Origin of the sequence: Lactobacillus sp. HMSC08B12 (assembly GCF_001808415.1) — a bacterium.
Taxonomy (GTDB): Bacteria; Bacillota; Bacilli; order Lactobacillales; family Lactobacillaceae; genus Lactobacillus; species Lactobacillus delbrueckii.
On the sequence record NZ_KV793109.1, the window covers coordinates 41318 to 52634 of the forward strand.

At 52.9% G+C, this 11317-nt stretch carries 12 protein-coding genes; 10 read left to right on the forward strand and 2 right to left on the reverse strand.

The genetic code is table 11. From position 1 onward, the window contains the following. Positions 1–130 precede the first annotated feature (130 nt). The 5 genes from HMPREF3168_RS01460 to HMPREF3168_RS01480 all read left to right on the forward strand — a co-directional run bounded on the left by HMPREF3168_RS01460 (position 131) and on the right by HMPREF3168_RS01480 (position 4384). Positions 131–940, forward strand: a complete 810-nt coding sequence (locus HMPREF3168_RS01460) for a glycosyltransferase family 2 protein (protein ID WP_035174907.1) — start codon at positions 131–133, stop codon at positions 938–940. Continuing rightward, complete coding sequence (locus tag HMPREF3168_RS01465) at positions 924–1583, forward strand: alpha/beta fold hydrolase (RefSeq protein ID WP_003611621.1); 660 nt, start codon at positions 924–926, stop codon at positions 1581–1583. Before HMPREF3168_RS01460 ends, HMPREF3168_RS01465 begins: the two co-directional genes overlap by 17 nt. A 93-nt stretch (positions 1584–1676) precedes the next feature. After that, positions 1677–2678 carry a ribose-phosphate diphosphokinase gene (locus tag HMPREF3168_RS01470; RefSeq protein ID WP_198400697.1) on the forward strand — a complete coding sequence of 334 codons (1002 nt, stop codon included), beginning with the start codon at positions 1677–1679 and terminating at the stop codon, positions 2676–2678. A gap of 181 nt (positions 2679–2859) precedes the next feature. Then, on the forward strand, positions 2860–3540 hold the full coding sequence (locus HMPREF3168_RS01475) for a TetR/AcrR family transcriptional regulator (RefSeq protein WP_013438970.1): 681 nt from the start codon (positions 2860–2862) through the stop codon (positions 3538–3540). Between the two features lie 10 nt (positions 3541–3550). Further along, positions 3551–4384, forward strand: a complete 834-nt coding sequence (locus tag HMPREF3168_RS01480; RefSeq protein ID WP_050951971.1) for a hypothetical protein — start codon at positions 3551–3553, stop codon at positions 4382–4384. Between the two features lie 39 nt (positions 4385–4423). On the opposite strand, the gene HMPREF3168_RS01485 is transcribed toward HMPREF3168_RS01480, so the two are convergent. Together HMPREF3168_RS01485 and HMPREF3168_RS01490 are read right to left on the reverse strand one after the other, a co-directional pair. Beyond that, positions 4424–5074, reverse strand: coding sequence for a Crp/Fnr family transcriptional regulator (locus HMPREF3168_RS01485; protein ID WP_003611588.1), 651 nt, complete (start codon positions 5072–5074; stop codon positions 4424–4426). Between the two features lie 37 nt (positions 5075–5111). Beyond that, positions 5112–6449: a CAP domain-containing protein gene (locus HMPREF3168_RS01490; RefSeq protein ID WP_070488113.1), complete on the reverse strand. Its 1338-nt coding sequence runs from the start codon at positions 6447–6449 to the stop codon at positions 5112–5114. A gap of 153 nt (positions 6450–6602) precedes the next feature. On the opposite strand from HMPREF3168_RS01490, the gene HMPREF3168_RS01495 reads away from it, so the two are divergent. The 5 genes from HMPREF3168_RS01495 (at position 6603) to HMPREF3168_RS01515 (ending at position 11239) form a co-directional block, all read left to right on the forward strand. Beyond that, positions 6603–7691 carry a D-alanine--D-alanine ligase family protein gene (locus HMPREF3168_RS01495; protein WP_070488115.1) on the forward strand — a complete coding sequence of 363 codons (1089 nt, stop codon included), beginning with the start codon at positions 6603–6605 and terminating at the stop codon, positions 7689–7691. 48 nt (positions 7692–7739) lie between these two features. Further along, positions 7740–8375, forward strand: a complete 636-nt coding sequence (locus HMPREF3168_RS01500) for a helix-turn-helix domain-containing protein (protein ID WP_070488117.1) — start codon at positions 7740–7742, stop codon at positions 8373–8375. Between the two features lie 131 nt (positions 8376–8506). After that, positions 8507–9616, forward strand: coding sequence for a YibE/F family protein (locus HMPREF3168_RS01505; protein ID WP_070488119.1), 1110 nt, complete (start codon positions 8507–8509; stop codon positions 9614–9616). After that, on the forward strand, positions 9613–10407 hold the full coding sequence (locus tag HMPREF3168_RS01510) for a YibE/F family protein (protein WP_003611652.1): 795 nt from the start codon (positions 9613–9615) through the stop codon (positions 10405–10407). The genes HMPREF3168_RS01505 and HMPREF3168_RS01510 overlap by 4 nt, the downstream gene beginning before the upstream one ends. Beyond that, the gene (locus HMPREF3168_RS01515; protein WP_070488121.1) at positions 10373–11239 is read left to right on the forward strand and encodes an alpha/beta hydrolase; all 867 of its coding nucleotides are present in this window, start codon (positions 10373–10375) and stop codon (positions 11237–11239) included. The genes HMPREF3168_RS01510 and HMPREF3168_RS01515 overlap by 35 nt, the downstream gene beginning before the upstream one ends. The last annotated feature ends 78 nt before the right edge of the window (positions 11240–11317 follow it).

Here is an 11317-nt window from a genome sequence, read left to right on the forward strand (position 1 = left end):
GTTTTGGGGGTATCTCCCTTAGCAAAAATTTAAGCAGGCCCCGGCTGGCGGCAGATTCCTGGCGAAGATGATATAATGAAAAGGATAGATTTGGAGAGGGGGGGATGCGGCTTTGCGAGCGAATGCCGACTTGAAGCTGACGGTCATCATGACTGTTTACAACCAAGAGAAATACCTGGCCAGAGCCTTGGACTATTTGCTTGAGCAGAAGAACCAGCAGTTCAAGCTGCTGGTCATTGACGACGGCTCGACTGACTCAACCGCGGAAATCGCGGCCAGCTACCAGGACCGCTTCCAAGCCTTCGACCTGGTCAGCAAGGCCAATGAAGGGGTGGCCGCTGCCCGGAACTTAGGCCTGGACATGGTTGATACTCCGTATTTTATTTTTCACGATGGAGACGACTGGGTTGAGCCAGACTACACGGACTACTTTATCAAGGCTTTTGACCGTCACCCGGACGATGACATGGTAACCTGCGGCTATTATGTCGACCAGGCAGGGAAGCCGTCCGTGCCGATTACTAAACCGGTTGAGGGGGAATTGACCCGGCTTGAGGCCGTGTTAAAGGTCTTGGGCAGTGCCCATTCGCCGGTTAAGGGCTATACCTGGAACAAGTGCTACAAGACCCAGCTGGTCCGCTGCCTGCACCTGCGTTTTAACGAGGACCTGGACTTGATGGAAGACCAGGTTTTCAATATTGACTATCTGATGCAGACGGAAGGCTGCTACTACAGCTCCGTGCCGCTCTACCACTACTGGCAAAGAACCGACAGCGCGGTGCACACGGTCAGCTGGGACCACTTCTGGAGCATCGTGGGGGCCAATATTTCGATTTACAAGAGCATTTTTTCTCACTTGTGGCAGAAAGTCCTCAGCAAGCGGCCGCAAACCCAGGAATATTATGTAAGGGAAAGGATCAAAGATGATCATCAAAGTTAATGGAGTCGATCTTTACTACCAAAAGCTCGGTCAGGGCCAGCCCCTGATCCTGCTGCACGGCCACCACTTGGACGGTGGAATGTACAGCAAGGTGATCGCGCCTTTGTCACTGTATTACACGGTCTATACCCTGGACATGCGGGGGCACGGCTTAAGCGGCGGCGACGGGGCTGAGCACTACCAGACTGAAGTGGAAGACCTGGCTGTCTTCATCAAGGAGCTGGGACTGGAGCAGCCTTACGTCTTTGGCTATGACTCCGGCGGTCTGGTGACCCTGATGCTGGCCAGCCAGCAGCCCGATATCCTGGGCAAGGCGGTCGTGGCCGGGGTCTTCATCGACGGCCGGGGGATCCACAAGTACCACTACTTGACTGAAGGGGTCCGGCGCTTTCTCCGCTTTGACCGCGACAGCCGGGTGGAACTTACCGAATCCTACATGGAGCCGGAAAGCCTGGAGCAGATCCAGATTCCCGTTCTCTGCGTGGTCGGGGAAAATGACTGGGTCAAAGTCGAACATGTCCGCTGGTACAGCAGTTTGATTCCAAATGGCCGCCTGGCCTTGATGCCGCGGCAGACCCACGATTCCTACGTGGTAGACAGCTTGAAGATTTTAGACTTGATCAAAGATTTTTGCAAGGAATAATGAGAAAAAGGCCGATCAAAGCCGAACTTTTGCTATAATGTTACTGTAGATACAATAGATTCTGTTAATGAGAGTGTTTCTAAGGGGCTCATGATGACATCAATTACAAAAGAAGAAATTCATAAGTTGCTCAACCCGATGAAGGTGATCGGGCTCGGCGGCAATCCGCAATTGAACGAAAAGGTAGCCAGCACGCTGGGCGTTCCTTTGATCGAAACGACGGTTCACCACTTCAGCGACGGTGAAATCCAGGTCAACATCGCGGAAAGCGTCCGGGGCTGTGACGTCTTCGTCATCCAGTCAATTCAAGATCCGGTCAATGAAAACTTCATGGAACTGGAAATTGTCCTGGATGCCCTCCACCGGGCTTCAGCCCACACGGTTAACTGCGTGATCCCGTACCTGGCCTACTCTCGTTCCGACACCAAGACCCGGTCTCGGGAACCAATCACGGCCAAGCTGATTGCCAACCTGCTCCAGCTGACTGGGATCGACCGGGTATTGACCATCGACTTGCACGCTTCCCAAATCCAGGGCTTCTACAACGTGCCGGTTGACCACCTGCACGCGATGCCGCTTTTGGCCCAATACTTCCTGGACAACGGGATCGCGGTTAAGGATGACGACGACGTGGTCGTTGTTTCACCAGACCACAGCGGGACCAAGTTGGCCCGGGTCTTCGGCCAGTACTTCAACGCGCCGATCGCCATTGTTGACCAGCGCGGGGCCCGCTACGATGACAGCGTCCACGGCATGATCGGTGACGTTAAGGGCAAGAAGTGCATCATCGTTGACGACTTGATCGACACTGGCACCCGCCTGGCTTCATCGACCCGGTCAGTCTTCGCTGCCGGCGCGACCAAGGTTTACGCGGCTGCTACTCACGCCTTGCTTTCACAAGACGCGATCAAGATCTTGAATGGCTTGCCGCTGGAACAAATTGTGGTTACGGATACCATCAAGCATGAAAAGTATCCTGACCGGATGGTCCGGATCTCAGTTGACCGCTTGTTGGCCAAGGGGATTGACCATATTTACAACGATCGCTCAATTCACGATATTTTTGATGAACAAAACCGCTTCACCAAAGACTAAGGCGCGATAAACCGGGAGACCGCTAGCGGTCTCCTGTTTTTGTTTATTTTGTTTTTTGGAATGTGACTTAATAAAACAATAAAAATAACAGATTTGGGTAAAAGCGAGTGTTATTGCTGTAATTAGGCAAGGAAATCTTGCTATAATTTTATTAACCTTCACAGAGAGGATGAGATGATTGATGGCAAGAAGAAAGAACATGCAGAGACGGCGGGAGATCTTGGACAACACCTTCCGTTTGATCAGAGCCAATGGCTTTGACCATGTTTCCTTGCAGATGATCGCGGAGAATTCAGGAATTTCCAAGTCTCTGCTGCAGTCTTACTACCCCCACAAGGCAAGACTGATGACTGACATTGTCAGAAACCTGTTCAATACTATGTGGGACCAGGTAGAAATAAACTATCACGCGCCAAAGAAGAACCCCTTCACCCGGGTGGACGCTTTAATCTACACGATCGCGACTTTGGGGATGACGGACAAGGGCCTGGACCGGGTAATTACGGAGGCCTTTACTGACCAGACTTCTTTGGACAACTGGAGCCGGATGCTGGACGAATGGATGAAGTCCCACAATGCTTTTTCCGAATACAGCAACTACCAGGAAATCCGGACCGGGATTGCCTTTATCATTACGGGGGTTGGCCGTTTGTATCGTGACCGGGAAAAGCACGGTCTTAACGCCGAACAAATGGCGGACTACTCAACCAGTTCCCTGATGTACGGCTTTTTGCACGCGGATCCTGCGGAAATCGACGCCGTATTGGAAGAAGGTCACGGGATCATTGACGACAGCAACATCGGTGAGGTCCACCACGCGATCGACACCATGTTTGACGAAGGCAAGGTAATTTACAGTTAGGAGCAAGCGCATGGCAGAAAGTTCCGGAACGCACAGACGAAGGAACAACTATGAAATCGTGGACAACGCGTTAGAATACAAGCGTCCCTTGGCCTTTATAGCTTTCTTATTGCTCAGTTTGCTGCTGGCCACGGGAACTTTCCTGAATCCTGCTTTTATGAAGGAGACCATCAAGACCGACAGCAACACGGTCGTGATCAGCCAGCAGGTCAACAGCCACTTCAACCGCCTGGCCACAATCGTCAACGGGTCCAGCGATGAAAAGAACTTGATCTCTGATGACCAGGCCAGGGAAGTTGCCGACTTGATCATCGACTACAAGTATGGCTGGCACTTTATCCATACCAGCAATCTGGACCTGGCTAAAGACATCAGGGCCGTGATCTTGAAGAAGGAGCAGACGGATACCGACCAGGTGACCGCTATCCGCAAGAAGCTGAAGAAGCAGAGCGATTCTTCAGTCTACATCGTCAGCAATGCCTTTGACCTGGCCACGGTCATGTTAGAGGCCAACTTGATCACGATCATCCGGATCGTCAACCTACTGGTGATCCTGCTCTGTCTGGTGGCCGTAGTCTCGATTTTGCGGGAGGCTTTTGCCAGTCACACCAAGCGGGCAGTGGTTCACGACATGACAGCCGGGCTGATGTGGACCGCCTTTTGGTTCATCCTGGTTTACGGGCTTTTGGCCATGGTGCCGATCTTTATGGACACTTCGGTGATTACCGTGGCGGACCTGGGCTACTGGCTGGAAATCGCCAGCGGGGTCTTCCTGGACTTCGTGATCGCCGGCGTTATTTTATACGTGGTCAGTGCCATTCCATGGCAGGCGACTTCAAGATAGTAAAAAGGCAAAGCCGTTGGGCTTTGCCTTTTTAGTTTGCTATTTAAGGATGGTGATCTGCTTGCCTTTGGCGGCGATGTAGCCATCCTTTTTTAATTTGGAGAACTCCCGGCTGAGAGTTTCAGGGGTGATGCCCAGCAGGCTGGCCAGGTCCTTCTTCTTCAAGGGAAGGGTGAAGGTGGCGGAGCCGGCTTCGTCAGCGTAGTCTTTCAAGCTGGCGTAGAGGCGGGGGCCAGCTTCCAGGCTGTTGCGGCGCATGGCGTTCTTTTGCGCGCTGACCAGGCGCTGGCCGAATTCATTTAAGAGGTGCAGGGAAAGCTCCGGGGACTTGAGCAGAAGGTCCTGGAAGTCGGAATAGTTGATGGAGCAGGCCGTGCTGTCTTCCAGGGCTTCGATGAAGAGGTCATCGTTTTCCGTGTCAAAGAGGTTTTCCTCCCCGTTGATGTCGCCCTCCTGCATCAAGCTGAGGACCTGCTCATGGCCGTCGGGGCTGAGGCTGTAGACCTTGGCCCGGCCTGAGTCCAGGGACATGACTGACAGGCGGCCGTCGCCCGGGGCGTGGATCAAGCTCCCTTTTTTAAAAAACTGCTGGTGGGTCGAAATGTGAACCAAGTCCTGGCGCAGGTCCAGGGGGAGGTTCTTAAAAATCGGCACGTGGCTGATACAATTTAACTCGTCGTGTTGGTGCATGGTTGTCTGTTTTGCTTTAACTTATACTTTTACTTGTTTACTTCTTCTTGCTAGATTTCTTATTAGACTTTTTGGCAGCTTTCTTACTGGTCTTTTTAGATTTAGCCTTAGCTTTCTTACTAGATTTTTTTCTAGACTTCTTACTAGACTTTTTCGCGGACTTTTTACTAGACTTCTTGCTAGATTTCTTACTAGTCTTCTTACTAGTTTTCTTTGTCTTGCTGGTCTTCTTGACTGCCTTGGCATTGGTGATCTTCTTACTCTTGACGGTGGAGATGTTCTTGCCGACCTTGTAGAGGTACTTGGCCAGGCCCTTGTTTTGCAGGTCCTTCTGGCTGACCTTGTTCTTGCTCTGGGTGCTGGAAGAGGAGACCTTGCTTGAATAAGTCTGGCTGCTGCTCTGCTTGAAGAGCTTGAAGCTGTAAGTGGCCAGGTTACCGGCTCTGACCGTGTACTTGTGGCCGGCCGTCAGCTGCAGCTTGCTTGGGTAGTAGGTGATCACGGTCTGGAAGTTGCCAAAGCCGTACTCGCTGTAGTTGGCCACTTGGCTGGCGGTGACCGTCTTGCCGGTGTCATCGTCAGTAACGGTGATCTTCGGGGTTGAGGTCACGACCTTGTTTGAAAAGTATAAAGACCAGGCGATGTTTTGTCCATTTAAAAGCTCCAGGGGGAAGACCCCGGCATTTGGATAGGCTACCATTTCCCGGCTGGCAGTTCTTGCGCTGTCGCCCACATTCAAGACCTGGTTGACTGAGTAGCGGTAGCCGTTGGTCCCGTAAGCTGCCCCGACTGAAATCTTGCTTAAGCGGGTGGAAAGCAGCCAGGCCCGGTGGCCGGTGTCAGAACCCGACAGATTATAGCGGTCGGTCAAGAGGTCGGTCACGACGTCCCCAGCCGTCTGCGGGCTGGCATTGAAGTTGAGGTTGGCCGAGTTGGAAACGTCCTGGGCCAAAAGCCAGTTCTTCTTGGAAATGTAGCTTGGCCGCTTCTCATTTGGCAGCCCGTGCTGGTTGACGAACGGGTTGGCATTAATGGCGGCCATGACGGCGGCCGTCGTCTGGGCATTCTTGTTGCCATGGCTTGTTGTCTTGACGGCAGTTAAGCCGAAGAGGTCACGGTAGTAGTTGATGTAGGCGACTTGCTCGTTGATGTAGCTAGACTTTAAGCTGCCCGCCTTGAACTTCTTCTTCAAGGAAGGCTTGCTGGCATAGATATTCTGCTGGGTGTAGACGGTCTTGCTCAAGGCCTGGTATTCTCTTTGAAAACGGAGCACCTCTGCCTGTTCCTGCGGCGTGAATTCTGCCGCCTGGACAGCCGTGGACCCTACTGCCAGAAGGATTACCGGCAGTAAAAGCAGTGCTGGCTTATGACGCATCTTTATCAACCCCTTTCTAGTTTATATTATAGCTGATTTTTTGCTTTTTTCGCCATTAAGCGCTTTCGCTAAAAAAACTTAAAATTTGCCTGGAAAGTGCGCCAAAAGCCCGAGTTTTCGGTATAATACAGATTGATAAAAGGAGACGAAACAATGACGAAAAAAACACAAGTTGGTTTGATTTTTGGTGGGAACTCCTCCGAATACGAAGTCTCAATCACTTCAGCCGGCAACATCTACAAGGCAATCGACAAGGACAAGTTTGACGTGCACCCGATCTGGATCACGAACTCCGGCTACGTGGCCAGTGAAGCTGATTCATACATGGTTCTGGAAGAGCCGGGCTACATGGTGGAAAAAAATGACAAGACGGCCAACCTTTCCAACTTGATCGAGCTGGCTTCCCGGCCGGAACTGGACGTGCTCTTCCCAATCGTCCACGGCAACCTGGGTGAAGACGGGGTCCTGCAGGGCCTCTTCCGCTTGATCGACAAGCCTTTCGTCGGGGTTGACGTTTTAGCGGCAGCCGTAACCATGGACAAGGAATTCACCAAGATCCTGGCCCAAAGAGCCGGCGTGCCGGTAGCCAAGTGGGTATCTATCAAGCGCTACGAATATGAGGACGCCAAGAACCAAAAGCTCAGCTACGACTGGGTCAGTGGCCAGCTGGGCACCAGCAACCTCTTCGTCAAGCCGTCCAACCAGGGTTCTTCCGTCGGCATCACTCACGTAACTGACGACAGCAACTACGCTGAAGCTTTGGCCGAAGCCTTCAAGTACGATGACAAGGTTTTGGTTGAAGAAGGGATCGTAGGCACTGAAGTTGAAACCGCCGTTTTGGGTAACGACCACCCGGTAGTTTCCGGGGTCGGCCGGATCATCAACGCCGACAATACTTGGTACAGCTACGAAAACAAGTACAGCACAGAATCAACCACGACCTTGCAGATTCCAGCCCAGATTCCGGCAGAAACCGCGGAAAAGGTCCAGGAAAACGCCTTGAAGATCTACCAGGTCACTGAGTGCAGCGGCATGGCCCGGGTTGACTCCATGCTTAGAGAAAGCGACGGGGAAGTCATCTTCAACGAATTGAACGCCCTGCCAGGCTTTACCAACATCAGCATGTACCCGAAGCTGTTTGAAGAAGCCGGGATTTCTTACCCAGACTTGATCACCCGCTTGATCAGGCTGGCTGAAGAGCGCTACGCCCACAAGAAGACTCTCCTGCACAAGCACGACTAAGAAAAAAGTACTTTGAAAATTTAGTTTTTTGCGAAAGAAAGTCAGAACATGAGTGAGAAAAGTGAGCAGATGAAGACCAGTGAAGCCGCCCAGGCCCTTGGGGTCAGCGAGAACACCCTGCGCAAGTATTCGCAGGCGGTGGAGAAGGCTGCTTCACCAGCTTACTTTCCCCGGGTCAAGAATACCCGCCGCTACCGGCCGGAAGACTTGACAGTTTTGAAGCAAATGCAGGACCTGGTCAAGGCAGGGCAGAAGGTCGACCAGGCGGCCCAGGAACTTTTTGCTGGTGAAAAGGAAGAAGCACCGGTCAAGACAGCCAGGGAAGACCAGCTGGAAGCTGCCCTGGCCGCCAAGGACCAGGAAATTGCTGAACTGAAAGAGCAGCTGGCCCAGCTGACAGCGGCTAAGGCAGCGGAAAAGCCGGAAGCTGCCCTTGAGCCAGCGGCTGATGTCCTGGACCTGCCGGATTTTGATGACGGCTTTTTAGAAGATGAGCCGGTCACTCCGGAGCAGAAAAGGGCCCAGGTCGTGGCTGACATGGCCAAGAGCGACCAGGAAGTTCACGAGGAATTGCTCAGCCGGGCCCAGGAGAACGCGGCCAAGGGGGCGCCAACCTACCGGACCCTGGCTGACATGCAGCTGGCGCCCAAGAAGACTCCCTGGTGGAAGAAGATTTTCAAATAATGGCGTGATTTGTTAAATTATACTTAAAAATCAAAGGGGACCGCGAAAGCGGTCCTTTTTTTGCTTAAAATAATAAGGGACTGACTGTCACTTAAAAATAAGCAAAAAATGGAAAGGCAAATGCAAAGAGGATGGAAACGAAAAAGCAGCGCATCCTGGCTGCCCTGGTCCTGCTGGCCCTGGGTCTGGGCCTGGCCGCGCTGACCTATTTTAAGACGACCGGCTACAAGAACCCGGTGGCGGTGATCACGGACACGAAGATCGAAGACCGCCTGCTGAAAAAAGAAACTGATATTTACGGCAATAAGGATGAAGAACGCCGGCAGTACCTGCACGTTCAAGTCTTGACCGGCAAGTACAAAGGGCAGACCTTTGAAACGGTCAACACCTACTACCCTTCCCAGCTGGTCACCCAGAAGTACCGGGCAGGCGAGCGGGTCTTCGTGACAGTGACTGACGGCAGCCTGGCCCTAGTTTCACCAAAAAGAGACTGGATCCTGGTCATGACCTTGGCTATTACCCTGGCCTTGATGGTGGCGGTAGTCGGCCGGCGGAGCTGGCACTTGATCGTTTCCATGGCTATCAGCTGGATCCTGTTTTACTGCTTGATCTTGTGGGACGTGGCGGTCAACGGGGCCGGGATCATCTGGATGTTCTCCCTGGCTGACATCGTCTTCTCCTTCTTCAGCCTGGCTATCGTGCAGGGGGTAAACAAAAAGATGCTGGTCACCTGGCTGGCAACCCTGCTCGGGGTCTTTGTCTCTTTTGCCCTCTGCTATGCCGTTATCAAACTGACCGGGGAGACCTACCTCAACTATGAAATGGGCGACTATGCCACCCAGGACACGCGGGGGATCTTCATGGCCCAGGCCCTGCTGGGGGTACTTGGGGCAGTTATGGACGAGGCGACGGACATCGTTTCCAGCTTGTATGAACTGATCCAGCACAAGCCCGAGATCACCGTTAAGGAGCTTTTGGCCAGCGGACGAACGATGGGGCAGGAGATCATGGGGCCTTTGATCAATGTTTTGGTCTTGATCTTCATTTCTGAAGCCCTGCCGGAAACAATCCTGTACTTCCGGGACAATAACACTATCGCGACGACTTTTAACTTCACCATGTCCTTAGGGGCGACGCAGAGCGCGGTTTCAGCAATCGGGATCGTTTTGACCATCGTTTTTGCCAGCCTCTGCAGCCTCCTCTTTTTAAAAAAGCCGCAGAAAGGGGGTAAGCAAGAATGAGCAGCCTTGGCGCTTTAATCATCGTTTTGGCCATCTTGATGACCATCATCGGCGGGGAAACCGGGATCCGCAGCTTCTTCAGCGTCTTGATCAACAGCCTCTTGCTGGTCCTGGTGGCCATGCTTATCTCCTGGGGCTTGAGCATTCCCATCATCACCTCGATTTTCGTGCCCCTCAAGCTGGCCACGATTATCTTCCTGGGCACCCATGACTATACCGTGGCTAAAAATTCCTTCTATGCCTCTTTGATCGTCTTATCCCTCGTCAGCGTCTTGATCTTAGGCATCCAATACCTGGCCCAAGCCGCCGGTTTGGGGCCGGAAGCCGGGGAAATCCTCCTGGGTCACTCCCAGATGCCGGGGATCAGCTACGGGCAGATCGCCGTTACCGTGGCCATTTTCTCCGCCCTTGGGGCGGTGGCGGAAGCCGCAGTGTCGATGAGTTCGGGGATTTTGGAACTGAAGAAGGCCAAGCCGGATATTACGGAAGAGCAGCTGATGAAGAGCGGGGCAGCCATCGGCTACGACGTTTTGGGCACGGCCATGAACACCATCATTTACGGGATGTTTGGCAGCTTTTTGTCCCTCTTTTTATGGTATTACCGGCTCCACTATTCCTTTAGTGAGGTAATTAATGATAAACTTTTTGTAAACGAAGCACTGATCATCATGTATTCTCTGCTCGGTGTGCTGCTGACGGTTCCTTTGGCGACCTTTTTGCTGGCCAAGGGGATGAGCCGGCAAAGTGAGGCAAAAAATGGAAACGAAAAAACTAGAGATCAAGAACTTTAACGGCCGGACCTACCAGCTGCAGACCTACACGGTTAAAAGCGGCCACGCTCCCTTAAACAAGCTCCGCCCCCTGGCCATCGTCGTGCCGGGCGGCTCCTTCACCCACCTCTCCGTCAAGGAAGGTGAGCCGGTGGCCCTGGCCTATGTCAGCCGGGGCTTCAACGCCTGCGTGGTCAGCTACAATCTTTTGCAAGATGAAGGGATGATCTATCCTGATGCCGGCCTGGACGTTCTCAGCACGGTCAACTACTACCGCGAACGCGCTGCTGAATACCAGATTGACCCAAACAAGATCATGACCATTGGCTTTTCCGCCGGCGGCCATATTGTCAGCGCGGCCAACTACCTGGCTGATGAAGCTGAATACCAGGAAAGCTATGGCTATGAGGGGGACCAGGTCCGGCCAAATGCCACGATTCTGGGTTATCCTTTGACTGACGTCCACAAGGTGGCCTTTGAAATCGGCGGCCGGGCTGACGTGGCCCTGCCGCCTGACCCCAAGCTGGTCGACACGGCCCTGGGGGTAAGTCCGAAGACGCCGCCAACCTTCATCTTCCAGTCCTGGAACGACCCAATCTGCCTGCCGACCAATGCCATGGCCTATGAGGAAGCCTTGTTCAAAAACAAGGTCAAGTGCGAGGCCCACATGTTTGACATCGGCTACCACGGTTACTCTTTGGCCACTCCGGAACTGTCCACGGAAGACATTTTCTGGCAGGGCAACCCGCACACGGCCCGCTGGTTCAATTTGAGCCTGGAGTGGCTGGACCACCTTTTCTCCGGGATCAACTACGATGAAAACAAGGACAAGCTAACCCAGCTTTACCAATAGACGAAAAATGGATTTATTATTTACGAGAGCTGCCCGGGCAGCTCTTTTTTGATTAAAAGGTGTGCGCAAACTCGTGTC

Coding starts and splice junctions, on each gene's coding strand:
- HMPREF3168_RS01470 (WP_198400697.1), top strand. CDS start 1,677: ATGACATCAATTACAAAAGAAGAAATTCATAAGTTGCTCAACCCGATG.
- HMPREF3168_RS01480 (WP_050951971.1), top strand. CDS start 3,551: ATGGCAGAAAGTTCCGGAACGCACAGACGAAGGAACAACTATGAAATC.
- HMPREF3168_RS01505 (WP_070488119.1), top strand. CDS start 8,507: ATGGAAACGAAAAAGCAGCGCATCCTGGCTGCCCTGGTCCTGCTGGCC.
- HMPREF3168_RS01510 (WP_003611652.1), top strand. CDS start 9,613: ATGAGCAGCCTTGGCGCTTTAATCATCGTTTTGGCCATCTTGATGACC.
- HMPREF3168_RS01465 (WP_003611621.1), top strand. CDS start 924: ATGATCATCAAAGTTAATGGAGTCGATCTTTACTACCAAAAGCTCGGT.
- HMPREF3168_RS01490 (WP_070488113.1), bottom strand. CDS start 6,449: ATGCGTCATAAGCCAGCACTGCTTTTACTGCCGGTAATCCTTCTGGCA.
- HMPREF3168_RS01500 (WP_070488117.1), top strand. CDS start 7,740: ATGAGTGAGAAAAGTGAGCAGATGAAGACCAGTGAAGCCGCCCAGGCC.
- HMPREF3168_RS01515 (WP_070488121.1), top strand. CDS start 10,373: ATGGAAACGAAAAAACTAGAGATCAAGAACTTTAACGGCCGGACCTAC.
- HMPREF3168_RS01475 (WP_013438970.1), top strand. CDS start 2,860: ATGGCAAGAAGAAAGAACATGCAGAGACGGCGGGAGATCTTGGACAAC.
- HMPREF3168_RS01495 (WP_070488115.1), top strand. CDS start 6,603: ATGACGAAAAAAACACAAGTTGGTTTGATTTTTGGTGGGAACTCCTCC.
- HMPREF3168_RS01485 (WP_003611588.1), bottom strand. CDS start 5,074: ATGCACCAACACGACGAGTTAAATTGTATCAGCCACGTGCCGATTTTT.